Source organism: Neisseria sp. GT4A_CT1 (assembly GCF_000227275.1).
Taxonomy (GTDB): Bacteria; Pseudomonadota; Gammaproteobacteria; order Burkholderiales; family Neisseriaceae; genus Neisseria.
This window is the reverse complement of the sequence record NZ_JH164967.1, coordinates 258,008-283,009: the sequence shown is the minus strand read 5'-3', so window position 1 is coordinate 283,009 and position 25,002 is coordinate 258,008. Positions and strand designations below refer to the sequence as shown.

Sequence of the window (25,002 nt, the reverse complement as noted above, 5' to 3'; positions counted from 1 at the left end):
CACTTGAAAACTTGCGGTTGTTTGTAATATAACTAAATTATTGTTTTTTATATTTTTTGACTTTGTGGGCAATGATGCAGATTGTCTTTGGCAGGGTTGGCGTAAGGAGTAAAAAATGCATGTTGTCGTTCTTCCATCGTGGTATCCGAAATCCGAAACGGATGTGGACGGGATTTTCTTCCGTTTGCAAGCTCAAGCTTTGCAGCGCAGAGGCTTGAAAGTAGGGGTCATTGCGCCTTTGTTCCGCTCGTTGCGGACGGAGTGGAAAAGTGTTTTGACCGGACCTTATGGAATGCGGCATCACCGGCAGGGCGGTTTGAATACTTATGTTTACGACAGCATGTATTTTTTCCCGCATTGCCCCGTCGTCGATATCGACCGTATCCGTTGGGTAAGGGCGGGGATGAAGGCGTTCAAGCGGTATGTGGCGGAAAACGGCAAGCCGGACGTCCTCCATGCGCATACGATGAATTTCGGCGGCGTTTTGGCGTATGAAATCTCAAAAAAATACGGTATTCCTTATGTGATTACCGAACACAGCAGCGCAATCGCCCGCAATCTCGTCCGCCCAAACCAATGGCCGATCATGAAAGAATCCGCACAACATTGTCAGGAACGCTTTGCGGTCAGCAAGGATTTTTGTGCGTTGCTGCGCGAGAAATACGGATTGGACTGGGAATATCTGCCGAATATTTTGGGTGATAATTTTGCGCGTCCGTTCGAGCCTTTTGATAAATCTCATCAGGATTTCACGTTTTGCTCCGTCTCCCACTTACGCCATCTCAAAGGCCATGATTTATTGCTCCCTGCCTTTGCCAAGGCTTTGGAGAAATACCCCTTCCTCAAACTCAAAATCGGCGGCAATGGCGTGGAAGCAGCGAATCTGCGCCGCTTGACCGAGGAGTTGGGCATCGGTCATGCCGTCACCTTTTTGGGTGCTTTGAAAACGGAAGAGGTCTTGGACTTGATGCGCCATAGCAATGCTTTTGTACTCGCCAGCCGTGTGGAAACGTTCGGTGTGGTGTTTATCGAGGCGCTGTCACAAGGCTTGCCGGTCATTGCGACAATGTGCGGCGGACCTCAGTCGATAGTTAATGAGGATAATGGTTATCTGATTCCGACTGAAAATATAGAGGCATTGAGCGAGGCGCTGATTCGGATGTATGAAGAACGCGAGAAATTTTCGGCGGAAAAATTGCGTGCGGACTGTTTGAACGAGTTTGGCGAAGATGCCGTGATTGGAAGGCTGATCCAAGCGTTTGAAAAAGTGACCGGCAAATCGGCGGAAGCGTGAATCAATCACGCTATGTGAGAGCAGAAGGCTTGCGACTAGGCTTAAAGTCTGGTGCAAGCCTTTATTGTTTGCGGATATGGGTTCTTTGTGATTAGAATTACCCGTTTTGATGATAAATTCAAATTTTGGGCAGGCAAAACAAGATTTATGCCGCTTTAAATACGCAAATATTAAGGAAATCCCAATGAAAATCAAACTTTCAGCCTTCGTCTTGTCACTTGCCGTTTGTACGCATGCACATGCGCTGACTACGCGTCCGGTCGAGCATACTTGCCCGATAGGCGGCGAAAAATTCACATCGGTTATGGTAATGTCGGGCTTTTCGATCGATATGAAGACTGATTTGGAGCCGGTAGGCATGGTTATGGCGCCTGCCCCCATTCCGGTTTGTCCGAGCAATAAGTTTGTCATGTTTAAGGACGACTTTACGCAACAAGAATTGGATAAGTATGAAAAAGTCATCCGAAGCGAGGCTTATCTCAAGCAGGTGGCTGAAAAGGCCTCAGCGCAAAGGTTGGCGGGGGTGAAGTTGGAGTTGGCAGGCGAAAATCAAAACGCAGAACAAATGATGTCGATATTTTTGCATGCCAGCTGGCTGGGCGGTCATCAGCAAGATCTGGAGAAAGTCCTGCATTACGCCGATTTGACTTTGAAAGATGACAGTCTGCCGGCTGAAAAACGTGTGAATACCAAGCTTGTGCGCGGAGAAATGTTGCGCAAATTGAGTCGGTTTGATGAGGCGAAAAAGCAGTTTGAAGAATTGACAAAAGAGCCGACGGTTAAAGCTTCCGAGTATTTGCAAAAACTGACGGAGCTGGAGTTGGAACTGACGGCGGAAAAAGACACCTATTCGCATCCGGTAAGGCAAACCTTGAGTTTGCGCGGCAAAATAAAAGACGAATAACCGCCGTCTTAAGATTGGGGCGCGTTGCTTTGCGTTGAATGTATAGTGGATTAACCTTAAACCAGTACGGCGTTGCCTCGCCTTAGCTCAAAGAGAACGATTCTCTAAGGTGCTGAAGCACCAAGTGAATCGGTTCCGTACTATCTGTACTGTCTGCGGCTTCGTTGCCTTGTCCTGATTTAGTTAATCCACTATATTTGAATTTGACCGCCATATACGGCAAAAAGGTCGTCTGAAACCTGATTTGGGTTTTCAGACGACCTTTTGACAGGTCGCCACGAATCGGTTTTTACTTTATAAATCGATGTGTGAAGACAGTACCTGACCGCTGTTGGCATCGACGCGTACTTCGTATTTTTGGATGTTGTTGACGGTTTCCACTTTATAAACCGACGGACCTTTTTTATAGCTCAAATCGGCATCCTTCGCGCGGCCGCCTGTTTTGGCTTCGGCTGCGGCAATCGCTTGTTTCAGGGAAATATTGGTGTTCGGCAGAGGTTGGAGCGGTTTTTTGTCGTAGTCTGGGCGGCTTTCGATGATGTGCCCGTTGGCTGCATCGACGAAGACTTCTTGTTTCTGGTCATCGGCAACTATTTCTACTTTATAGTAGCTCTGACCGTTTTTGTGGCGGAAATCGACTTCGACGGCGCGGCCGGGAATTTTGGCCACTGCGTAATCGACAGCTTGGGCGGCACTGATTTTGCTACTGGAGAAAGCGGCGGCTTTGGTTCCGGGTATGGCACCTGCGGCATATGCACCGACACTGGCAGTACCGATGGTCAGAGCGGTTGCGACGGCGATGATGAGACCTTTTTTGCTGAATTTCATGATGTTTCCTTTTTGTCGGATAAAAATAAAAATGTTTGTGTATTTGAACTCTGCCAACAGTGTCTGCTGGATTGAGCGTATTAAAACAAGCCAAACTTAAGCGAACCTTAAGAAAAAGATTTTTCTATAAATTTTATTCAAATTATTGTTTTTATTTTATATTTATTCCTCCAAATTTCTTAAGTTCTACTTAAGCCCAGCCTGTTTTAATGACAGGCCTCAGCCTGAAACCAAGGGTAAAGCGGGCAGTCTGCATGATGTTCTATTGCCATCCCGACTTTGGTTTTCAGACGACCCTGCCTTACAATATTGTTTTGAAGCAAGGCAGTACAACAAAACGAGTTTCAAGCCAATCCGCTATACAATCCATATCATATAGAGCCAATTAAAATAGAGGCACCCGGTTTTCGCCATGCCTTTTCTTGCGAAGGCGGGAAATGGCGGGACAGAGCGTCTTGATTTGAATTCACTGCACTTATCCGAACAAACAGGAGTATCTTTATGCGTATCCTGCTGGTGGAAGACGACCCGCACATCGGCGACGGTATTGCCGCCGGGCTAAAAAAGCTCGGTATGGCGGTGGACTGGTTTTCAGATGGCGCTCAAGGACAGTCCGCACCACTGGCTGCGCCTTATGATGCAGCGGTGTTGGATTTGGGTTTGCCGAACATCGACGGCATAGAAATATTGCGGCACTGGCGCAGACAAGGTCTGACGCTACCCGTGCTGATTCTGACGGCACGCGATGCGCTGCCCGACCGCCTGACCGGGTTGAACAGCGGCGCGGACGATTACCTGTGCAAACCGTTTGCATTGGAAGAACTTGAAGCACGGCTGAATGCCTTGGTGCGCCGCAGCCACGGACGCAGCGACAGCGGCCTGACCTTCGGCAGCCTGTATTTGGATACCTCCGCCCAAACCGCCACACTTGGCGGCAAGCCGCTGAACCTGACCGCGCGCGAATGGCGGCTGCTGGAAATGCTGGTCGCCAATCCGAAACACATCATCAGCCGCGCCCAAATCGAAGACAAACTATACGGCTGGGATCAAGAAGTTGAAAGCAACGCGGTCGAAGTGCATATCCACAACCTGCGCAAAAAAATCGGTTCATCCGTGATTCAAACCAAGCGCGGATTGGGTTACCAACTCGGAGAAATGCCTTAAGGTCGTCTGAAAACGCAAAAATTGAAGAAACAGCCCCCTTGCACAAAAAGGTCGTTCCATGTTTAAAAAGCTTCCGCCCGAAACTTCTATCCGCAAACGCCTGATACTCTATATCGGCAGCGGACTGCTCTTGGCATGGTTCGCCGCCAACGCTGTTTCACTGGCAATGGCGTTACACGAACTGAATGAATCCGCCGACAGTCAGATGAGCGACCTTGCCCAATCACTGCCCTACATCGAACCGGAAAAAGCCGTGCTGCTGCCTAAAGTTAAAAAAAGCCTGGGCAAAGGCCACACCGGTTTTGCAGAAGACAAACAAAACGGCATTTCCGTCTGGAATGCAGACGGCAGGCTGTTGCTCTCAGACAAAAGGGGTAAAGAAATTCCATTCCGCAAAATTTCCGGCTTCACCGACATCGGGAAGCCTTGGCAGGAAAAAAGCCTACGCGTCATCTATTACCACGACGGGAAAACCGGACAGACAGTCGCCGTCGCCCAACCTTGGCGTAACCGCCTTGAAATTTTGTGGAACATTGTTTGGGCGCACCTTGCCGCCTCGCTGCTTGTTCTGCTGCTGATGGTGTTGCTACTGCATCTGGCGGTCAAACGCAGCATCTACCCGCTGAAAGAGCTCGCATCAGAATTGTCCGAACGCCGCGCCGACAACCTTGCTCCCGTCAGCCGCGCCGTACCGCAGGAAACCCAAACCCTAGTCGACGCCCTCAACCGCCTGTTCGCCCGCGTTCAGACCAGCATCGAACGCGAACAACGCTTTACCTCCGATGCTGCCCACGAACTGCGCAGCCCGCTTGCCGCATTGAAAGTGCAGGCCGAAGTCCTCGCCCTCAGCGACACTGCCGAACAGCCCTACCACCTGCAACAAATCCAACAAAGCCTCAACCGCGCCGAACACCTAATCAACCAACTGCTCACGCTGGCACGGCTCGATCCCGAACAAGGCCTGAAAAATACCGCCCCCATCAATTGGGAGAGCCTCAGCAGCCAAGTGCTGCAAAACACCAACCTCTCCGCCCGCGAAAAACGCATCCGCCTCAAGCGCGAATTTCTTGCCGAGCCGCCCCTCCTGCAAGGCGACGACGCGCTACTGCAACTCATGTTGCGCAACCTGCTCGACAACGCTGTGCGCTATTCGCCCGAAAACAGCGAGGTTGGACTGTATTTTCACGCTAACCGTATCGAAGTACGCGACCAAGGCACCGGCATCGCCCCCGAACATCTGTCGCGGATTAAAGAACGTTTCTACCGTCCTGCCGGACAAAATGCCCAAGGCAGCGGACTGGGTTTGTCCATCGCCGAACACATCGCCAAACTCCACGGCCTGACGTTGAAACTTGAAAACCGCGACGGAGGAGGTTTGAGCGCATGGCTGGAGAGAGCCTGACAATAAGTACAAAACAGCAGCTTCCTACATTTGGCAAACACTCCCCCCAATCACCCAAAGGTCGTCTGAAATTCCTGACAAATCAGGTTTTCAGACGACCTGAGACCTTCGCAGCCATATTTCCCACTCCTTAGGCCTTATCCTGATTTAAATTTAATCCACTATATTTTCGCCATATACGGCAAAAAGGTCGTCTGAAACCTGATTTGGGATTTCAGACGACCTTTTGCTTTAGGGCTTACAGTTTATTTTGCTGCGGAAGCGCCGGGGTTTGCTGCGGAGGCTGCTGTGGCATTTGCTGCCGAAGCAGTAGAAGCGGCTTCGGCTTTTGCGCCGGCTGCTGCGTTCTCACCCCAGGCGGCAGGATATTTGTAACCTGCGAAGCGTTGGCGCGCGTAGGCTTTGAACTCGTCGGAGTTGTAGGCTTCGGTTACGTCTTTGAGCCATTGGCTGTCTTTGTCGGCGGTTTTGACGGCTGCCCAGTTGACGTAGGCGAAGCTCGGTTCTTGGAACAGGGCTTCGGTCAGCTTCATGCCGCTACTCATGGCGTAATTGCCGTTAACGATGGCGAAATCGACGTCGGCGCGGCTGCGCGGCAGTTGTGCAGCTTCAAGCTCTATGATTTTGATGTTTTTCGGATTTTCGGCGATATCGGCTTTAGACGCAGTCAGCGGATTAACACCGTCTTTCAACTTAACCCAGCCCAATTCGTTCAACATGACCAGCGCACGGGCGAAGTTGGACGGGTCGTTAGGCGCGGAAACGCTGCTGCCGTCTTTGACTTCGTCCAGCGATTTCAGTTTGCCCGGATACAGGCCCAAAGGCGCGGTCGGTACTTGGAAGGCTTCGGTGATGTCTAATTTGTGTTCTTTTTTGAAGTCGTCCAGATAAGGCTTGTGCTGGAAAATGTTGATGTCCAGTTCGCCTTCTGCCAAAGCGAGGTTGGGGCGGACGTAGTCGGCAAATTCAAGCAGTTTGACGGTATAACCTTTTTTCTCCAGCGCAGGTTTGATTTGGTCTTTGACCATATCGCCGAAGTCGCCGACGGTCGTACCGAAGACGATTTCTTTTTTCGCGCCATTGTCGGCGGCAGGTGATGCGGCGGATGCGGCAGATGTACTGTCTTTTTGACCGCCGCAGGCTGCCAGTATCAAGGCGAGCGCGGCGGCGGAAAGGGTTTTGAAGAAGGTGTTTGTCTGCATGTTTTACTCCTGGTAAGTGTTAAGTCGATTTTTCAGACGGCCTCTGCCGTCGGGACAGTTGGGATTTTAAATCCATTTATGGGAAACGGGACGGTTTTTTATGGTGAGGTACAGGCCTTTGGCGGAACGGTAACACAGCCAAATCAATCCCGCTTTAAAAGTCAGGGCTGAGATGAGCTTGAGCCAATCCAACGAGGTGGCGAACGGAGAAATATCAAAGGCGGTATCGGCACTTTCATACATTTCATCTGTTCCGTCGATTACGGCGTGTCCGTCCATTTCATCATCATAGTCTTCAGCCATCATGGCACTTTCATCCGGCTCGCTGATTTCGCCCATTTCATTGATGTCCATCGTGCCAATTGATCCGTTCATTTCCCCTATGGAAACCATATCATCAAATGAAAGGATGCCCCAGATGGGGACAGGGGAGGCGATAAGGGACCATACCATAAAGACAGCCAATAGCCCGACACACAATAAAATGAAGAAACCCATATCGTTACGCATCATTTTGCTGTTGTGCGCGTTGACGTCGGAGGGCGGGTGTTCTAATTTTTCCAAGATGGCGAGTTGGGCAAGAAAGATGCCGATACTCAGCCCTATGTACCATATTTTCGGCATATGGTTCATGGGGCCGATAAAGTACCAAAGGATATTGCCGATATTGACTAAATAAATGGCAATTAGAATTTTTTTGGCGGATTTCATGTTGTATTTTTCACTCAAAAGGTCGTCTGAAAATGCATCAGGTGTATTTTCAGACGACCTTGTTTACGTTTGTGAGGTTTAACGTTTGTCCAATTTCCGCGCCAACGCGTTGCCGATGCTTTGAATCAGGATAACGAGCAGCACGAGGATAGCGACGATGAAGATGATGACTTCGGTTTGGTAGCGGTAGTAGCCGTAGCGGATGGCAAGGTCGCCCAAGCCGCCGCCGCCTATCATGCCTGCCGCCGCGCTGTATGAGAGCAGGCCGATGGCGAGGACGGTGATGCTGGAAACCATGCCCGCGCGCGCTTCGTTCAAGAGGACTTTGCGGACGATGGCAAGCGGCGATGCACCCATGGCGGTGGCGGCTTCAATCACGCCTTTGGGGACTTCGCGCAGGTTTTGTTCCACCAGTCGGGCGAAGTAAAACAGGCCGGACACGCTCAATACCAGCGAGGCGGCAATCGGGCCGATGGTGCTGCCGACGATGGCGCGGGTGGCGGGTATCATGGCAATCATCAGGATGACGAAGGGGAAGGCGCGCATCAGGTTGACTAAGTTGTCGAGCAGGAAATTCACCGGCTTGTTGTAATGCAGCTGGCGGTTGGAAGTCACGAAAAGCAAGACGCCCAAGAGTGTGCCGAAGATGACGGCAATCGTGGTGGACAACCCGACCATAACGAAGGTTTCGCCCAAGGCGCGGACGATTTCGTCTTTCATGCCGACGATGGTGGAAACGGCTTGTTCGAATGTTAAGTCTGCCATATCAGTCCTCCCGAATCAGCTCGCGCCCGATTTCGGATTGGGCGTGGATTTGGTTGCCGCGTACTTCGACGATTTCCACCACTTTTCCTTTATCCAAGAGGGCAGCGCGGTCACACAAGCGGCGGATGACGCTCATTTCGTGGGTTACGATGACGATGGTAACGTTGAAGCGTTTGTTGATGTCTTCCAGACATTCCAAGACGCTGCGCGTGGTGGCGGGGTCGAGGGCGGAAGTGGGTTCGTCGGCGAGGATGACTTGGGGTTTGGGCGCGAGTGCACGGGCAATGCCGACGCGCTGTTTTTGTCCGCCGGAAAGCTGGGCGGGGTAGTGATCTGCGCGTTCGGTCAAGCCGACGATTTCAAGGCATTCTTTAACACGTTCTTTGATTTTTTCAGACGACCATCCGGCGATTTCCAAAGGAAAGGCAACATTGTCGGCGACGGTGCGGTTGCTCAAAAGATTGAACTGCTGAAACACCATGCCGATATTCTGCCGCGCCTGACGCAATGCTGCGGCATCGAGCGCGGTCAGCTCTTGTCCGCACACATTGACCTTGCCGCTGTCGGGACGTTCCAACAGGTTAATCAGGCGCAACAGGGTGGATTTGCCCGCGCCGGAATAGCCCATCAGGCCGAAGATTTCGCCGTCTTGGATTTCGAGGCTGGTCGGCTCGACGGCGGCAAAACGGGTTTTGTCGCGCGTTTGGTAATGTTTGGAAACGTTGTCCAAAATAATCATAAATACTTCCTGATACTTCCGGAAAAAAAAGAAGCCCGATGCTGTACACAACGGGCTTGGATATAAAGAAAGGAATAAAAACAGCAGAAAATGAAAATACGCTTTAGCTGTTTATGCCCGCAAGCTGTGTCAAATCGGCAATGTTAACTCAGATACGACTATAATCGAAATCGGTAACTTTGTCAAATTTTGATATGATTTGTAATTTTAAAATAATAAATTGTCAGTTTATTTGCCGAAAAGCTCCGCTACCATGCGGGCTTCTTCCTCGGTATAAGCCGCGCCGTTGAGCTTCGCAGTCAGGATAAATTCGCCGCTTAACCCTTGTTCGGCGCAGGTTTCACGCCAGCCTTGCAGCCTTTCTTCATCGCTGGCTTTCCGTTTTAGACGACCTATGGTCTGAGCCGCCTGTTTGGTTTCTTCGTTCATACAATTCCTTAACAAAAGACAAAAGGTCGTCTGAAAATTTTCAGACGACCTCATGATTATTTGATGACCCGTGCCAGCAAGGCTTTTTCTTTGCCCTGCATATTCGGGATTTTGACTTGGATGCCGTTGCCCGGGGCGACTTCGATGGCTGCGCCTTTGCGGGTCATTTGTTCCAGCGTAACGGTTTGGTTGCCTTCGGGATGGATGATTTCCAAGGTGTCGCCGACGGCAAAGCGGTTTTTGACTTCCACCGTTGCCCAGCCTTCGGCGTCGATTTCAGTAACGTGTCCGACGTATTGGCTTTGTTTGGCGGTGGAATGGCCGCTGAGGTAGTTTTGATAGTCTTGGGTTTGGTGGCGTTCGAGGAAGCCGCTGGTGTAGCCGCGGTTGGCGAGGCCTTCGAGTTCGCTCAACAAGCCATAGTCAAACGGACGGCCTGCAACGGCGTCGTCAATCGCTTTACGGTAGGACTGGGCGACGCGGGCGACGTAGTAGAGCGACTTGGTGCGGCCTTCGACTTTGAGGCTGTCCACACCGATTTTGGCGAGTTTTTCAACGACTTCGATGCCGCGCAGGTCTTTGGAATTCATGATGTAGGTGCCGTGTTCGTCTTCCATAATCGGCATCATCTCGCCGGGACGGTTGGACTCTTCAATCAGGAAAACTTTGTCGGCGTAGGGGTGGCGTTTCTGACCGTTGATGCCTTCAAAGTTTTGGTTGGCTTCTTCTTGGGCTTTTTCAAAGTTGAAACCTTGCAGAAGCTGGGCATCGCCCGCATCGCTTTCAGTGGCGTTGTGGACTTTGTAGTCCCAGCGGCAGGAGTTGGTGCAGGTGCCTTGGTTGGGGTCGCGGTGGTTGAAATAGCCTGACAATAGGCAACGGCCTGAGTAGGCGATGCACAATGCGCCGTGGATGAAGACTTCTAGTTCGATGTCGGGGCATTCTTGGCGGATTTCGGCAATTTCTTCCATGCTCAATTCGCGCGACAGGATGATGCGCTCAACACCGATGTTCTGCCAGAATTTCACGCCCCAATAGTTGGTGGTGTTGGCCTGTACGGACAGGTGAATCGGCATTTCCGGCCATTTTTCGCGCACGGTCATAATCAAACCCGGATCCGCCATAATCAGCGCGTCGGGTTTCATGGCAATCAGCGGCTCCATGTCGGCGACGAAGGTTTTGAGTTTGGAATTGTGCGGCAGGGTGTTGACGGTCAAAAAGAATTTTTTGTTGCGCTCGTGCGCTTCTTTAATGCCTTGCTCGAGGACGTCGAGTTTGGCAAATTCGTTGTTGCGGGCGCGCAGGGAGTAACGAGGGCTGCCGGCATAAACGGCGTCTGCGCCGTAATCGTAGGCGGCGCGCATACGTTCGAGGCCGCCGGCGGGAAGGAGGAGTTCGGGTGCTTTCATGTTTGTGCTTTATAAAAGGTTTCAGACGACCTTTTGAATCACGGGGAAAGGTCGTCTGAAAAGGTGTTTTAAGGATGGGCGGATTATCCGCCTTTTTGTCGGGACGGTCAATTTTGCGGCGACATATCGGGATTGTTTTGCGTTGTTTTTTCAGAGGAAAACAGGTTTCTGAGTGGCAGTGGGCGGATAGTCGCGACGGGCGGGGAAATGTAAAAAACGGACGGCAACCCGATTAATTTAACAAAAAGGCATTCAAAGAATGTATTTTCTTGTAAAATATCGAGTTTCATTTTTCCAATGTTCGGGAATCGGGCGGCTGCCGCAAACCGTTTCCCGGAGTTTTAGACAGGCGGACGAGTATGGATTTTCGGTTTGACATTATTTACGAATACCGCTGGATGTTTTTCTACGGCGCGCTGACGACGCTGGGCTTGACCGTAGTGGCGACGGCGGGCGGCTCCGTATTGGGTCTGCTGCTCGCGCTGGCGCGCTTGATCCATCTGGAAAAGGCGGGTGCGCCCATGCGCGCGCTGGCTTGGGTTTTGCGTAAGGTTTCGCTGCTGTATGTAACGCTGTTCCGCGGTACGCCGCTGTTTGTGCAGATTGTGATTTGGTCTTACGTTTGGTTCCCGTTTTTCGTCCATCCTACCGACGGTTTGCTGATCAACGGCGACGAGGCGGTGGAAATCCGACGCTCTTACGGCGCGCTGATTGCCGGTTCGCTTGCTTTGATTGCCAACTCCGGCGCGTATATCTGCGAGATTTTCCGCGCGGGCATCCAGTCCATCGACCGCGGTCAGATGGAAGCGGCGCGTTCGCTGGGGCTGACTTATCCGCAGGCAATGCGTTATGTGATTCTTCCGCAGGCGCTGCGCCGTATGCTTCCGCCGCTTGCCAGCGAATTTATTACGCTCTTGAAAGACAGCTCGCTGTTGTCCGTTATCGCCGTGGCGGAGCTGGCTTATGTGCAAAGTACGATTAGCGGCCGCTATTCCGTTTATGAAGAACCGCTCTATACCGTCGCGCTGATTTATCTCATGATGACGACTTTCTTGGGCTGGGTGTTCCTGCGCTTGGAAAACCGCTACAACCCGCAGCATCGTTGATTTTCGAATAAGCCGATTGTTTTCGGCTAGGGCAATGTCAAAAGGTCGTCTGAAAACCGATTTGGGTTTTCAGACGACCTTTTGGTTTTTGGGGTTTACAGACCGAATAGGGCGGTGTCGCCTTTGCCTTGGCGGATGAGTTCCGTGCCGTTGGTCATGTCGATGACGGTGGTTGGCTCGGTACCGCACCAGCCGCCGTCAATGACCAAATCGACGCTGTGTTCGAGGCGGTCGCGGATTTCGTAAGGATCGGTCAGCGGCTCGTCGTCTTCAGGCAGCATCAGGGTGCAACTGAGCAGCGGCTCGCCCAATTCCTGCAACAGGCTCAGGGCGATGTTGTTGTCGGGAACGCGCAGGCCTATGGTTTTGCGTTTCGGGTGCAGCGTGCGGTTGGGGACTTCTTTGGTGGCTTGCAGGATGAAGGTGTAGCTGCCGGGAGTGGCGGCTTTGAGCTGGCGGAATTGGGCGTTGTCGACTTTGGCGTAAGTGCCCAATTCGCTCAAATCGGCGCACATGAGGGTCAGGTGGTGTTTCAAGTCGATTTTGCGGATGGCGAGGATGCGTTCCATCGCGGCTTTGTCGCCGAGTTTGCAGCCGAGCGCATAGCAGGAGTCGGTGGGGTACACGATGACTCCGCCGCTGCGGACGATGTCGGCGGCCTGTTTGATCAGGCGTTCCTGCGGGTTGTCGGGGTGGATGGCGAAGAATTGTGCCATGGCGGTTTTCCTTTTGGCAGTTTGTGTTGCGGATATTTTAAAACCGATGGTTTGAAATGACAAAAGGTCGTCTGAAAATACGGTTTCGGAACGGAAACTGCGTTTTCAGACGACCTTGTGTTTTGGATACGAATCAGGGTTCGGGACGCAGCCACATCCAGACGGCGACGCAGCCGCAGCCCAATGTGGATGCCGCGCCTATCCACCATTTTTCGGGAAAGCGCCAAAACATGAAGATGCAGGATAGGCTCATCATGCTGATGGCGAAGATTTTGGCTTTGCGCGGGACGGCGCCGTTGTTTTCCCAGTTTTGTATCATGGGGCCGAAATAGCGGTGTTGGTGCAGCCAGCGGTGGAAGCGGGGCGAGGCTCTTGCCCAGCAGGCGGCGGCAAGGATGATGAAGGGGGTGGTGGGCATAATCGGCAGAAAAATGCCGATGATGCCTAAGAGAAAGGAAACTGCGCCGCAAAAGATGAGTAAGTAGCGAATCATGTTATTTTGTTGGAAATCTTATTCGGATGCTTTGGTTTTGCCGTGATCAAACGGGCAGCGGGGAATATCGAGCTTGTCCCAGCCTTCGTGTCCCATTTTTTCGAGCAGGGCGATGTTGCGCTCGAAAATGGCGGAGGCGTCGGGGAAGGCTTGTGCGGCTTTGGCGATGCTGTCTTCGCGGATGAGGTGCAGGGTGGGGTAGGGCGAGCGGTTGGTGTAGTTGCCGATGTCGTCTGAATCCGTGCCTTCAAATTGGAAATCGGGATGAAACGGGGCGATTTGGACAATGCCTTCCAAACCGTTGTCCACAACGGCGGCATCGGCAATGTCGAGCATTTGGTTGAAGGTGTCGAAGTTGGGAAAAAGGGTCGGGTGGACAAGCAGGGTGGTTTCCAGCTCGTCGGCGGGCGTATCGCCCAAAAGCTGCAATTCTCGGTCTAAGTCTTCGAGGAAACCGTCCAGATGGCGGGCTTGGCTGACGCTGATGCGCACGAGGTTTTTGACGTGCGGCGCTTTGGCGAAGGGGCAGAGGTTGAGTCCGATGACGGCTTTTTCGAGCCATTGGCGGGTGTGGTCGGTTACGGTGGCGGAGTCAGGGGTAGTCATGCGGGAATTAGGATTTGATTTAATTAAAAATAGTTCTCAAGTATAGCATGAAATTCTCTGCTCTCAGGATATCGCCGTTAGGACGGAAAAAGGTCGTCTGAAAATGAAAACGCTGAGAAATACAGGGTTTACGTTTTCAGACGACCTTTGCGTTTTGCCTTTAATCGGGGATGAGGTGTCCCAGCGGCAGGGCGGTTGTGTTTTTGATTTCTTTCAACACGAAGCTAGACTGCGCGTCCTGTACGCCGTGATGAGACAGGAGCGTATCCAAAACGAAATGGGAAAATGAGTTCATATCGGTAAAAAACGCATGGAGCAGGTAGTCGGTTTCGCCGGTCAGGGCGAAGCAGCTCAATACTTCGGGCCATTCTTGCACCGATTGCGCAAAGTCTTCACGCGCATCTTTTGCTTTGCTGATGGAAACGCGGATAAATGCCTGTAAGCCCAAATGGACGGCTGCGGGGGAGAGCAGGGCGGCATATTGGCGGATGATGCCCGCGTCTTCCAATTGCTTCAGGCGGCGCAGGCAGGGGGAGGGGGAAAGCGCGATCCGCTCGGATAATTCGACATTGGTCAATCTGCCGTTTTCTTGTAGGACTTGTAAGATTTTAAGGTCGGTTTTATCCAAGGTTATCGGTGTCATTTAGTTTGCTCCCTGTTGCTGTATAAGATGGAAATTAGTCGGATAGCGTTCGTGTGAGCGCTCAGATTGACCAGTTAGGCAGAGTATATAACAAATAACATTTACTTAACATACAATCAACCAATGAAAAAGTATTTTTGAAAATAATCTGTGTTAAAAAGTATGGATGCAAACAAATTGATTTAATTTCATATCTGCAAACAGGGTTTAGTCAATCCGGGCAAAACGAATGGCAACCATATAAAAGACGGCTTGCCCAAACCGCCTTTTCAAGCCATAATCGGGGCATGTGCAGGAGAGAGCTACATCAGGTTACATGTAGCCGCCGAAGGCGCAGATGCCCTTAAATCGCTCAGGCAACAGGGACTGCACATTGAAATAAAACATCTGGAGAGCGGTGCGCTCGCACCCACCGAAGGGGAGAAGGCCGTCTGAACCACCATTCAGACAACCGCGCAAAGCAGTGAGCAGACTGGTTTGCCATCAAGCGGGTATGCCGAAAATCTCAGGTTCAAGGACAGATAGGGTCTTCCGCGCATCTTGTGCGGACGGCATCTGAACAATAAATCCGGAGAAGCTGAGAATGACTGCCCTGAAAACCACCCCGTTTCACCAAGCCCATCAAGATGCAGGCGCGAAGCTGGTCGATTTTGCCGGCTGGGAGCTGCCCATCCATTATGGTTCGCAAATCGCCGAACACGAAGCCGTGCGCACCGACGCCGGCATGTTCGACGTATCCCATATGCTCGTTACCGATGTCGCCGGAGCGAACGCCAAAGCCTTTTTCCGCAAACTGATTGCCAACGACGTTGCCAAACTCGCCTTCGTCGGCAAAGCCCTTTATTCCGCGCTGCTCAACGACAACGGCGGCGTGATTGACGACTTGATCGTTTACCGCACCAACGAAGCCGAAACCCAATACCGCATCGTGTCCAACGGCGCGACCCGCGAAAAAGACACCGCCCAGTTTCACAAAGTCGGACAAGAATTCGGCGTCGCCTTCAACCCGCGCTACGACCTCGGTATGCTTGCCGTACAAGGTCCTAAAGCCATTGAAAAACTCCTGACCGTCAAACCCGAATGGGCGGATGTCGTCCACAACCTGAAACCGTTCCAAGGCGCGGATTTGGGCAACGACTGGTTTGTCGCCCGCACCGGCTACACCGGCGAAGACGGCGTCGAAGTCATCCTGCCCGGCACTGAAGCCGTCGCATTTTTCAAAGCCCTGCAACAAGCCGGCGTACAGCCCTGCGGTCTCGGCGCGCGCGACACCCTGCGCATGGAAGCCGGCATGAACCTCTACGGCAACGATATGGACGACGACACCAGCCCGCTCGAAGCAGGCATGGGTTGGACGGTTGATTTGAAAGACGAAAACCGCGATTTCGTCGGCAAAGCCGCTTTGTTGGCATTGAAAGAAAAAGGAGTTGCCGTCAAACAAGTCGGTTTACTGCTCGAAAAAGGCGGCATCCTGCGCGCGCATATGGAAGTGTTGACCGACAAAGGCAAAGGCGAAACCACCAGCGGCGTATTCTCGCCCAGCCTGAAACAATCCATCGCCATCGCCCGCGTTCCGAAAGATTTTGACGGCGATACCGCCAAAGTGCTGATACGCGGCAAAGAGGTGGACGTGCGCGTATTGAAGCTGCCGTTTGTACGCAACGGACAGAAACAGTTTGACTGATGCAGTCCGATTAGGCAGGTAGTATTTAGTGAAACTTACTGTGTTTGCTTCGTAGAACCTGTTTTCTTGTTTTCAGACGATGTTTACAACTTGTATTCCTGATAGATGCTTTACGTTCGTTTTTCTAAAAAAAAACATAGTAGAAGTTGAAGTCTAAGTAGTTTCGATTTTTGTCAAAAAACAAAAAAAAGATTTAAAATCCTCTGATACATTAAAGGTAGTAACGAACCAGATTTAAATTAGTAAACGTCGTCTGAAAGCTGAAAATGAGGGGTTGTTTGACGGAGTAGTTTAATATGACGGAGATAAATTTAGAGAAAATTGATAAATCTTTAAATGTTTTTTTAGGTATTATAAAATTGGGTACCATATTGGGTATGGTATTTGGTTTTATTGTGATTTATAAATATCTTGATTACATTAATCAGTTAGGTATTTTTACAAGTATAGTTAGTCAACCGTATAGCGTTTTAGCAATATTATTTGTATTTGGTTTTATCAGTTCATTTATCTATTTATCGTTATTAGCTCCTTATCAGTTAACTGTTATAGCAAATGATGAAGGAGTATTAATAAAGAGGCTAATGGAGCGGTTAGTATTTCTTGTATCTAGTATATTTCCAATAATTGGTTTTTTAATATTGATTGTTATTGCATTTTACACATCAAAAGAATGGCGTGATAGCAACTGTGGAGAAGTTGCTGTATTCGGAATTTTTATATTTTCTATTTTTTTACCTGCTGTAGTTTTTCTTATTTCTTGGCATTATAGCAAAAAAAGAATAGTTAAAAAAAATAGAATGATTAAAGAATTAAAGGGAATATACTCAACCAATTCATTGAAAAATATAGTTTTATTTTCAATTCTTGTTGCATTGTTAACTTTTTTTTTGTTACTAGTTGTAGTTCTGAGCATTGCTGCGAATTGGATTGACGATGAAAATTTTCAGTGGCTGTTTTTAATCTGTTCATTAATTCTTGTTGCAGCAAATTCTTTGGTTGCAGCGGCATTGTTAAATGACAATAAAAATAAAATCAATGATAATAAAAATAAAATTACAAATAAAATTGTTTACTATGGCTTTCCTATTTTATTTTGTCTTGTCTATTGGGTATCTATTGCTTTTTTTACGGATGACATTCCACAAAAGTTGTTGTATCCCATTAGATTTATAGAAATTCCAAAAGACTCCGGTTGGTATATAATAAGTAATAAATATCAAAGAAAAGAAGATTTTGAATTACACGGTATTGGGGTTAATGGCATGACAACCGAAGGGATGGAATATATTAAGAAAAACTTCACGAGAGAAGTGCCTTTTGAAGGGATAGATTTTGATGACGAAAAAAATAAATGCGCTCAGCCGAAAAATAAACTCCAAAAGAATGCGCTGTATGGTTATATGGCGTGGAATTTGGGCGAGGTAAAAGTGTTTTGCCCTAAGTCTGTAGAGTTTTACGGGAAGCATACTGAAGAAGAGTTGCTGCTTGCTTCTCAAAAATGTTTGGTGTTAACAGCCGATGTCCTTCAGCCTTTGGATAGGCAATATATTCCTTACTAAAAATTATTGAACAGTGTTTCAAGTAGATTAGCAGTATCGTTTCTAGTTCTAAATCAAAACCAATGGAGAATCAAACCATGAGCAACAACATCCCAGCCGAACTGAAATACGTTGCCAGCCACGAATGGCTGCGCCTTGAAGAAGACGGTATCATCACCGTCGGCATTACCCACCACGCGCAAGAGTTGTTGGGCGACATCGTGTTCGTCGAGCTGCCCGAAGTCGGCGCAAACCTGGCTGCCGAAGAACAAGCCGGTGTGGTTGAGTCGGTGAAAGCAGCGTCCGACGTGTACGCACCGATTGCAGGCGAAGTCGTCGCCGTCAACGAAGATTTGCCCAGTGCGCCGGAAACTGCCAACAGCGACCCATACGGCGCAGGCTGGTTCTTCAAAATCAAACCTGCCAATCCTGCCGACTACGACGGCCTGCTGACCGCAGAGCAATACGCAGGCGAAGTGGATTGATTTTAAACTTGCGCGGCAGGCATATTGCCGCGTTTCGATTGTGAAAGGTCGTCTGAAACCCCGTTTTAGGTTTTCAGACGACCTTTGTTGCGCTTGACCGATAAAACATGAATTACTGCGAATTTGTTGCCGCCCTCCCAAACGATACGGACAATCCGAACAAACATTACCATGATAAGCAATACGGTTTTCCGATTTCAGACGACAATGAGTTGTTCGGACGGCTGGTGTTGGAAATCAATCAGGCGGGTTTGAGCTGGACGTTGATGCTGAAGAAACAACAGGCGTTTCGGGCTGCATTTAAAGATTTCGACATTGACACTGTCGCCGCATTCGACGAAGCCGACATCGAACGCCTGCTTGCCGACGCAGGCATCGTCCGCAACCGCCTGAAAATCAATGCCGCCATTTACAACGCCCGACAAATCAAAAAGTTGCAGCGGGAATACGGTTCGTTTAAAAAATGGCTCGATGCGCACCATCCGCTCGATAAAGCCGAGTGGGTGAAGCTGTTTAAAAAACATTTCAAATTTGTCGGCGGCGAAATTGTCGGCGAATTTTTAATGAGCACCGGCTACCTGCCCGGCGCGCATATTGAAAGCTGTCCGGTTTATCAAGAAGTTTTAGAATGCCATCCAAAATGGGCAGAGGTCGTCTGAAAACGGGTTTTGAGGCAACTTGCTTTGCCGGTTTCAAAAATATAGTGGATTAACAAAAATCAGGACAAGGCGACGAAGCCGCAGACAGTACAGATAGTACGGAACCGATTCACTTGGTGCTTCAGCACCTTAGAGAATCGTTCTCTTTGAGCTAAGGCGAGGCAACGCCGTACTGGTTTAAAGTTAATCCACTATAACTATTTTCAGACGACCTTGAGGCAAACTTTGTCCTTTGAAATTCAGCTTTTCCATATTTTCTATGTCATAATCTTTTTAATCACGCCACAAGATAAATCATCAAACATAAAGAAAACAAAAAATGAACATGTTCAAACCATCCGCTTTAACACTTTTGATACTGTCCACTCTTCTGACTGCATGTTCCACCATGTCGGACAAAAAACTGCCGCCTGTCGAAGAAATCTTAAAACGTCCGCAGGCGGTAAAGCCACAGGTTGCGGTTGTTCCGACACCTGACAGGCGTAAGGGCGGCGTGTTGCCGGTGTTGTCCGTCATTAATGAAAAAGGCAGGGTTGATGGCGCAGTGTGCCGAGATCAGTCGGCAGGAAGCGCATTGTGCAAAGCTGCATTAACGCAGAAGCGTCCGAAGCGATATGAACCTGCTAAAACTTGCTCTAATCAAACCGATGCAAACGGCGAGGTGCAGAGCGTGTGTCAAAACGTTCCGTCTTATGCGGAACATATTTACTTGCTCTATGGTGAAAATGACAACTATAAAGGCGGTATGTACCGTCAGATGACCTCCATACCCTATCCTCCGTTGTCGGAGGAAAATGGGGAAGAGGGTACAGTTATATTGGGGGGTGTAGTTTCGCCGGAGGGTCAATTGGACAGTGTCAAGGTGGTGGAAAGTTCGCGTTTCCGCAGGTTGGATAATGCGGCAAGGAAAGGTGTAATGGGAAATATTTTTCTGCCTAGCGTAGAAAACGGAAAACCTGTTTGGTCACAGGTTAACATTCCAATCAGCTTTCGGTTTGAAGATGAAGATGTGCAAAATTAACGCAGCAGCTTCCGTAATACTTTAGAAAATCAGAAACAAAATATGCTCACACGAAGAAAATTTCTTACTTACACAAGCGTTTTACTGCTTGCAGCTTGCGGCGTTAAATCCGGCAAGAAGCAGACGAAAATTGCCGCAGGAAGTACCGTACTTGCTTTGGGCGACTCGTTGACCTACGGCTATGGCGCGAGTCCTGCCGAATCCTATCCTGCGCAATTGCAAAAGCTGACCGGTTGGGACATCATCAATGGCGGCATTTCCGGCGATACCTCCGCACAAGCCCTGTCGCGCCTGCCCACGCTGTTGCAACGCCAACCCAAGCTTGTGATTATCGGCATAGGCGGCAACGACTTCTTGCGTAAATTTCCCGAAGCTGAAACCCGCGCCAATATTGCCGAAATCATCGAAACCGTGCAGAAAGAAAATATTCCCGCCGTCTTGGTTGGCGTACCGCACTTGAGTGTCGGCGCATTGTTCGGTCATTTGAGCGATCATCCGCTTTATCAGGAGCTTGCCGAACAATACAAAATTCTCTTGTTCGGCGGCGCATGGTCTGAAATTTTGAGTGATGAAAAGTTGAAATCCGACCAAATACACGCTAACGCTGCGGGGTATAGGGCATTTGCGGAGAGGCTGGAGAAATTTTTGCGGGAAGAGGGGTTTTTGTAGGAGTAAACGGTAATTTACTTCGCGAATTTCGTTTTCAGACGACCTTTTAAAAAAGAAAAGGGATACGAATCTTGTAGTGCAGCGTGAGGCAGAGTAAATGCTGTTCTCAGAGTTTACGAAGAAAGATTATGGAGCATTCGGTGTTTTTTAAGAAAGACTAAAAATGCAAAATAACATTGTAAAGCTTATTTTAGAAATAGAAAAAAGGCCGGCAATGTATATTGGACGCAATAGTATTTTTTGCTTAAAAGCTTTTCTAGATGGTTGGCATTTTAGAAATCCTAAACAAACAGAGAATTCAGAAATACTGATAGAGTTTGCCGATTGGATTCAAGAAAAGTTCAACATTGATCAATATAGCGTTTCATGGGACAAATTGCTATTTCTGCTCTATCAAGATGAAGAAATAGCATTGAATAGCTTTTTTTTTAAACTTTAATCAATTTCTTCAAGAAAAACATCAATAATTCGATACCTGCTTTCATGTAGTTATCGAAGCATTAACTGCAGATTGGGTTAAGCCTCAACAGTCTAGTAGGTCGTCTGAAAGCGGCAGGTTTTGCGGCATTTTATTATTGGTTTTTCCGTTCATTCTCGTTCAGATGTTGTTGCAGGATTTTTCTTTTTCAGTATTCAGGTTGTTTAGTCTGTATGTGGCCATTGCAGGAGCATTGTCTTCTGTCATACCGTCATCTATACTGCCTAAAATGGAAAAAAACGAGGTTGAAAAACGCTGATGAAATGGTTGAATGTTTTAGGTATTTGGTTGATGGCTATTCCTGAGTTTGTGGCAATTCTTTATGTTGTCGCTTATATTAATGATTTTCTGAGCAGTAATAGCGGAAATTGCGGAGTCGGCTGCCTCGGGGATTTGGTTGTTTTCTTTGAGATTGCCTTTTTTGGCAGTATTTTAATCAGCTTGATTTGGACAGTGATTTTCCTGAGAAAGTATGATAAACGCGATGAGAACGCTGATTGAAGCTTTTCAGACGACCTTCCTAATGCACGTCGTCTGAAAAACTAAATACCGCTCTTTTTCTACGTTCGTTTCTTACACGCAAAAAAATACCGGCAAAAGCCGGTATTTTTAAAATTTGGCGCGGCGGACGGGGCTCGAACCCGCGACCCCCGGCGTGACAGGCCGGTACTCTAACCAACTGAGCTACCACCGCGCATCATTGTTTTGCAACAATGAAAGGAAACTTGGTGGGTGATGACGGAGTCGAACCGCCGACATTCTGCTTGTAAGGCAGACGCTCTACCAACTGAGCTAATCACCCGAAAATAAAAAATACCGACGATGTCAGTATTTTTGAAATTTGGCGCGGCGGACGGGGCTCGAACCCGCGACCCCCGGCGTGACAGGCCGGTACTCTAACCAACTGAGCTACCACCGCGCATCATTGTTTTGCAACAATGAAAGGAAACTTGGTGGGTGATGACGGAGTCGAACCGCCGACATTCTGCTTGTAAGGCAGACGCTCTACCAACTGAGCTAATCACCCTTGTCGCTGTATTTGCGAAGACGCTATTAAATCAAAAAAGCATCCGCCGCGCAAGCTTTATTTTTCAGTGTATTAGGTATTTCCTTGCAAACTCCAGTTTTCAAAAGAAATAATTTCCTCCTGTCTGCCTGCGACGACCAAAATATCATTCGGTTGAAGCTGGAAATCCAAGTCGGGGTTTTCTATCCTGCTTGTGTTTCGGCGGATAAATAGAAGTTTGATGCCTGCGTTATCCAAAGGCAAATCACGGATGGTCTTGCCGATGGCGTAGGCTTCGCCTGTCAGAGGGAAGGCGTGGCGGCATATGGATTTGCCTTCTTCACCGAATCCGTTTTCATCATCGCTGCCGACAAACAAGCCTTCCAGAGAGGCGTAGCGGCTGTGTCGGATGTTGGTAATGGTTTGATAAACGTGGCTGTATGTCGCGCCATTGCCCAACATGGCGTAGCTTGCCAGCACCAAGCTGGTTTCTTTGGTATCGGATACTGCTTCTTCTGCGCCCATATCTGTGAAGATTTTGACGTAATCGTCATTGGTCGCCCGAACATACACGGGCATACTCGGATGCAGTGACATGATATTGTCGAGAACATGCTGGGTTTCGTGCATATTGTTCAGGGTAATGACCACCATTTTGGCGCGTTCCAAACCTGCGGCTTCCAAGACTTCCCGCCGCTTGGCATCGCCGAACGAAACCGGCTCGCCCGCATTGCGCGCCACCTGAACCCTGCCGATATCAAGGTCGAGGGCGAAGTAGGGGATGTTTTCCTGAGCCAAGACGCGCCCGACGGTCTGACCGCCGCGTCCGAAACCGATAATCAGGACGTGGTCGGATTTGCTCATGGTTTCTACCAACATGCTGTGCAAATCCAATGCCTTCATATCCCAGCTTGATTTGACAAAACGGCTGACGATGGCATCGCTGCTTCCCAAGATAAATGGGGCGATAATCATGGACAACAGAATCGCTGCCGTAGCCGCCTGCTCCAGCTCGGGCGACACCATATTGATTTTGCTGGAGATATTCAACATCACAAAACCAAATTCGCCGCCTTGTGCCAAATAGAGGGCTGTTTTCAAGCTGTCTGCAATCGGATGCTTCATATGCAAGGCAATAAAAAAGACGACCAATGCTTTCAATACCAGCAGAATTGCCAGCAAAATCAGAATCTGCTGCCAGCCGCCGATTAAAGCCTGGATATCCAGTTTCATGCCGACCGTGATAAAGAAGAAGCCGAGCAGAATATCGCGGAACGGGCGGATGTCGTCTTCCACCTGAAAACGGTATTCCGTTTCCGAAAGCAGCATACCGGCGACGAATGCGCCCAATGCCATCGACAAGCCTTCCAGTTCGGTCAGATAAGCTACGCCTAAGGTTACCAGCAGGACGTTGATCATAAACAATTCAGACGACTTGCGTTTGGCGACCATTCTGAACCAGCGCGACATCACCTTGCTACCGACGACGAATAATACGCCCAGCGTGACCAGCATTTTCAATCCGGCAAGACCGAGCGCAACCCACAGGCTGCCTTCTTCGCCATTGCCCGACAACGCAGGAATCAGGATCATCAGCGGTACGACGGCAATATCCTGCATCAACAAGACGCCCATCGCCATTTGACCGTGTGGTTGTCCCAATTCGGTTTTTTCGGACAGGATGCGGCTGACGATTGCCGTGGACGACATGGTCATCGCCCCTGCTGCGGCAAACGCCCAATTAAAGCTGACGCCCATCAGCATCAAAATGCCGATAATCGACAGCATGGTCACAATGACCTGCAAACCGCCCAACCCGAACACTAAGCGGCGCATGGCTTTGAGCTTGGGTAGGGAGAATTCGAGACCGATACTGAACATCAGGAATACGATACCGATTTCGCCCAGATAATCAGTAGCATGGCCTTGCGGAATCAGCTTCAACATACCCGGACCGGCGATAAAACCAACCAAAAGATAACCGAGCATGGAAGGAATGTTGAATTTACGGCAATAAATCACCGTAATGACGGAAACGAGGAGGACGATAACGATGGGTGCGAGGGAAAAAGTTTCGTGCATAGAGCGGGCGGCCTTTTATTTGGAAAACAAGTTATATTTTTGATAGGCCGTCTGAAAACACGCAGAGAGTGGTATCAACGGGTTATCTAAACGGATAGTCAAAATTATATCAAAAAATCTGTAAAGTAATGCTTTATATAGCCAAAAAAATGCTGTTCGAAATATCGGCAGTGGGATTTGGGTATCTGGTGGCGGGGCGATTGCTTCAGAGTGAATGAGTTTTAAATCAGGGGTGTATCGGCAACATGCAATAATTAGATAAGTTATTGTAAAGTTTTATCGGCTAAAAGGGTCGTCTGAAAACTTGATTTCAGACGACCCTTTTAGTGCTTAATGCGGTTTAAAACAAGCAAGATATGTTGCTTTACGAGTACATTCCGACGACTACTCTTTCTCCAGCGCATATATTACCGCCCTATGCGTCTCACCCGTCGGCTTGGAAAAGAAGTGTTCTTCAGTGTGATGAGGATAAAATCCGCATTTTTCCAGCACGCGTTGCGAAGGGGTATTTTCCTGATAAGCCACAGCCCAAAGTCGCACCAGAGACAATTCCTCAAAAGCATAGGCAACCACCGATTGCACCGCTTCGGTTGCATAACCCTTTCCCCAAAAATCCTCGCCCAGCCAATAACCTATTTCCGCTTCACGGTCGCTCATCGGCAGATTGCTATCGTTTTGAAAAAGTAGGCCGATGCTGCCTATCGCTTGATTATCGTCCAAGCAAATGGCAAAACTATGCGGCTTACGGAGGACGTGTTCAATAATTTCGCGGCTTTCCTCCACGCTGGTATGAGGAGGCCAGCCGCACATCGCTCCGATTTTAGGGTTGCGGGCTTGTTCGTACACCGATTCAGCATCGGTCAGCGTCCAAGAGCGGAGGATTAGGCGGACTGTTTTTAGTGTTTCCATGCTCAAAAATGCCTAATATTGTTTGGAAATTTTTTGAAACGCTGCTTTCAGACGACC

At 49.2% G+C, this 25,002-nt stretch carries 26 protein-coding genes, 4 tRNA genes and 1 riboswitch; of the genes, 13 read left to right on the top strand and 17 right to left on the bottom strand.

The genetic code is table 11. The features are described from left to right. The first annotated feature begins 115 nt into the window (after positions 1-115). Entirely contained in the window at positions 116-1,294 is a 1,179-nt protein-coding gene (locus HMPREF1028_RS08145) for a glycosyltransferase (protein WP_009312319.1), read from the top strand. Positions 1,295-1,478: 184 nt separating this feature from the next. Next, entirely contained in the window at positions 1,479-2,198 is a 720-nt protein-coding gene (locus HMPREF1028_RS08140; protein WP_009312318.1) for a hypothetical protein, read from the top strand. A gap of 294 nt (positions 2,199-2,492) precedes the next feature. On the opposite strand, the gene HMPREF1028_RS08135 is transcribed toward HMPREF1028_RS08140, so the two are convergent. After that, positions 2,493-3,026 (bottom strand): PepSY domain-containing protein, encoded by a 534-nt coding sequence (locus HMPREF1028_RS08135; RefSeq protein ID WP_009312317.1) that lies wholly within the window; start codon positions 3,024-3,026, stop codon positions 2,493-2,495. 501 nt (positions 3,027-3,527) lie between these two features. Here HMPREF1028_RS08135 and HMPREF1028_RS08130 point away from each other — a divergent pair. Together HMPREF1028_RS08130 and HMPREF1028_RS08125 are read left to right on the top strand one after the other, a co-directional pair. Then, a complete protein-coding gene (locus HMPREF1028_RS08130) occupies positions 3,528-4,190 on the top strand; it encodes a response regulator (protein ID WP_009312316.1) in 663 nt (220 codons plus the stop codon). Positions 4,191-4,248: 58 nt separating this feature from the next. Continuing rightward, positions 4,249-5,592 carry an ATP-binding protein gene (locus HMPREF1028_RS08125; RefSeq protein WP_009312315.1) on the top strand — a complete coding sequence of 448 codons (1,344 nt, stop codon included), beginning with the start codon at positions 4,249-4,251 and terminating at the stop codon, positions 5,590-5,592. Between the two features lie 245 nt (positions 5,593-5,837). On the opposite strand, the gene HMPREF1028_RS08120 is transcribed toward HMPREF1028_RS08125, so the two are convergent. The 6 genes from HMPREF1028_RS08120 to yegQ form a co-directional block, all read right to left on the bottom strand. Next, complete coding sequence (locus HMPREF1028_RS08120; protein ID WP_009312314.1) at positions 5,838-6,794, bottom strand: MetQ/NlpA family ABC transporter substrate-binding protein; 957 nt, start codon at positions 6,792-6,794, stop codon at positions 5,838-5,840. 66 nt (positions 6,795-6,860) lie between these two features. Then, positions 6,861-7,505 (bottom strand): hypothetical protein, encoded by a 645-nt coding sequence (locus HMPREF1028_RS08115; RefSeq protein WP_009312313.1) that lies wholly within the window; start codon positions 7,503-7,505, stop codon positions 6,861-6,863. A 78-nt stretch (positions 7,506-7,583) separates the two neighbouring features. Then, complete coding sequence (locus tag HMPREF1028_RS08110) at positions 7,584-8,270, bottom strand: methionine ABC transporter permease (protein ID WP_003777092.1); 687 nt, start codon at positions 8,268-8,270, stop codon at positions 7,584-7,586. Between the two features lies 1 nt (position 8,271). After that, on the bottom strand, positions 8,272-9,009 hold the full coding sequence (locus tag HMPREF1028_RS08105; RefSeq protein WP_003759974.1) for a methionine ABC transporter ATP-binding protein: 738 nt from the start codon (positions 9,007-9,009) through the stop codon (positions 8,272-8,274). A 228-nt stretch (positions 9,010-9,237) separates the two neighbouring features. Continuing rightward, positions 9,238-9,438: a hypothetical protein gene (locus HMPREF1028_RS08100; RefSeq protein ID WP_003777093.1), complete on the bottom strand. Its 201-nt coding sequence runs from the start codon at positions 9,436-9,438 to the stop codon at positions 9,238-9,240. A 56-nt stretch (positions 9,439-9,494) separates the two neighbouring features. Beyond that, entirely contained in the window at positions 9,495-10,847 is a 1,353-nt protein-coding gene (yegQ, locus tag HMPREF1028_RS08095) for a tRNA 5-hydroxyuridine modification protein YegQ (RefSeq protein ID WP_009312312.1), read from the bottom strand. Positions 10,848-11,206: 359 nt separating this feature from the next. On the opposite strand from yegQ, the gene HMPREF1028_RS08085 reads away from it, so the two are divergent. Then, the gene (locus tag HMPREF1028_RS08085; RefSeq protein WP_003768779.1) at positions 11,207-11,953 is read left to right on the top strand and encodes an amino acid ABC transporter permease; all 747 of its coding nucleotides are present in this window, start codon (positions 11,207-11,209) and stop codon (positions 11,951-11,953) included. 95 nt (positions 11,954-12,048) lie between these two features. On the opposite strand, the gene HMPREF1028_RS08080 is transcribed toward HMPREF1028_RS08085, so the two are convergent. The 4 genes from HMPREF1028_RS08080 to HMPREF1028_RS08065 form a co-directional block, all read right to left on the bottom strand. Then, positions 12,049-12,669, bottom strand: coding sequence for an L-threonylcarbamoyladenylate synthase (locus HMPREF1028_RS08080; RefSeq protein WP_009312311.1), 621 nt, complete (start codon positions 12,667-12,669; stop codon positions 12,049-12,051). A 133-nt stretch (positions 12,670-12,802) separates the two neighbouring features. Then, the gene (locus HMPREF1028_RS08075) at positions 12,803-13,162 is read right to left on the bottom strand and encodes a YbaN family protein (protein WP_003777107.1); all 360 of its coding nucleotides are present in this window, start codon (positions 13,160-13,162) and stop codon (positions 12,803-12,805) included. An 18-nt stretch (positions 13,163-13,180) separates the two neighbouring features. Continuing rightward, complete coding sequence (locus HMPREF1028_RS08070) at positions 13,181-13,768, bottom strand: DUF1415 domain-containing protein (RefSeq protein WP_009312310.1); 588 nt, start codon at positions 13,766-13,768, stop codon at positions 13,181-13,183. Positions 13,769-13,928: 160 nt separating this feature from the next. After that, positions 13,929-14,411, bottom strand: coding sequence for an Lrp/AsnC family transcriptional regulator (locus HMPREF1028_RS08065; protein WP_003759951.1), 483 nt, complete (start codon positions 14,409-14,411; stop codon positions 13,929-13,931). 282 nt (positions 14,412-14,693) lie between these two features. Beyond that, positions 14,694-14,790, top strand: a riboswitch (glycine riboswitch). 204 nt (positions 14,791-14,994) lie between these two features. On the opposite strand from HMPREF1028_RS08065, the gene gcvT reads away from it, so the two are divergent. The 8 genes from gcvT to HMPREF1028_RS08020 all read left to right on the top strand — a co-directional run bounded on the left by gcvT (position 14,995) and on the right by HMPREF1028_RS08020 (position 21,449). Continuing rightward, the gene (gcvT, locus tag HMPREF1028_RS08055) at positions 14,995-16,095 is read left to right on the top strand and encodes a glycine cleavage system aminomethyltransferase GcvT (RefSeq protein WP_009312309.1); all 1,101 of its coding nucleotides are present in this window, start codon (positions 14,995-14,997) and stop codon (positions 16,093-16,095) included. A gap of 296 nt (positions 16,096-16,391) precedes the next feature. After that, on the top strand, positions 16,392-17,657 hold the full coding sequence (locus tag HMPREF1028_RS08050; RefSeq protein WP_009312308.1) for a hypothetical protein: 1,266 nt from the start codon (positions 16,392-16,394) through the stop codon (positions 17,655-17,657). Positions 17,658-17,734: 77 nt separating this feature from the next. Beyond that, the gene (gene gcvH / locus HMPREF1028_RS08045; RefSeq protein ID WP_009312307.1) at positions 17,735-18,121 is read left to right on the top strand and encodes a glycine cleavage system protein GcvH; all 387 of its coding nucleotides are present in this window, start codon (positions 17,735-17,737) and stop codon (positions 18,119-18,121) included. A 107-nt stretch (positions 18,122-18,228) separates the two neighbouring features. Then, positions 18,229-18,780, top strand: coding sequence for a DNA-3-methyladenine glycosylase I (locus tag HMPREF1028_RS08040; RefSeq protein ID WP_009312306.1), 552 nt, complete (start codon positions 18,229-18,231; stop codon positions 18,778-18,780). 319 nt (positions 18,781-19,099) lie between these two features. Further along, positions 19,100-19,801, top strand: coding sequence for an energy transducer TonB (locus tag HMPREF1028_RS08035; RefSeq protein ID WP_036529452.1), 702 nt, complete (start codon positions 19,100-19,102; stop codon positions 19,799-19,801). A 42-nt stretch (positions 19,802-19,843) separates the two neighbouring features. Next, positions 19,844-20,470, top strand: a complete 627-nt coding sequence (locus tag HMPREF1028_RS08030) for an arylesterase (RefSeq protein ID WP_009312304.1) — start codon at positions 19,844-19,846, stop codon at positions 20,468-20,470. Positions 20,471-20,633: 163 nt separating this feature from the next. After that, entirely contained in the window at positions 20,634-20,909 is a 276-nt protein-coding gene (locus HMPREF1028_RS08025; protein WP_050804781.1) for a hypothetical protein, read from the top strand. Between the two features lie 297 nt (positions 20,910-21,206). After that, positions 21,207-21,449 carry a hypothetical protein gene (locus tag HMPREF1028_RS08020; protein ID WP_003759935.1) on the top strand — a complete coding sequence of 81 codons (243 nt, stop codon included), beginning with the start codon at positions 21,207-21,209 and terminating at the stop codon, positions 21,447-21,449. A 116-nt stretch (positions 21,450-21,565) separates the two neighbouring features. Here the strand turns inward: HMPREF1028_RS08020 and HMPREF1028_RS08015 are convergent. The 6 genes from HMPREF1028_RS08015 to HMPREF1028_RS07990 all read right to left on the bottom strand — a co-directional run bounded on the left by HMPREF1028_RS08015 (position 21,566) and on the right by HMPREF1028_RS07990 (position 24,945). Continuing rightward, positions 21,566-21,642, bottom strand: a tRNA-Asp gene (locus tag HMPREF1028_RS08015). A 32-nt stretch (positions 21,643-21,674) separates the two neighbouring features. After that, positions 21,675-21,750 (bottom strand) — tRNA-Val (locus tag HMPREF1028_RS08010). Positions 21,751-21,790: 40 nt separating this feature from the next. After that, positions 21,791-21,867, bottom strand: a tRNA-Asp gene (locus HMPREF1028_RS08005). Between the two features lie 32 nt (positions 21,868-21,899). After that, positions 21,900-21,975: transfer RNA gene (locus HMPREF1028_RS08000), tRNA-Val, on the bottom strand. Positions 21,976-22,047: 72 nt separating this feature from the next. After that, positions 22,048-24,036: a monovalent cation:proton antiporter family protein gene (locus HMPREF1028_RS07995; RefSeq protein ID WP_009312302.1), complete on the bottom strand. Its 1,989-nt coding sequence runs from the start codon at positions 24,034-24,036 to the stop codon at positions 22,048-22,050. 384 nt (positions 24,037-24,420) lie between these two features. Continuing rightward, the gene (locus tag HMPREF1028_RS07990; protein ID WP_009312301.1) at positions 24,421-24,945 is read right to left on the bottom strand and encodes a GNAT family N-acetyltransferase; all 525 of its coding nucleotides are present in this window, start codon (positions 24,943-24,945) and stop codon (positions 24,421-24,423) included. Positions 24,946-25,002 lie beyond the last annotated feature (57 nt).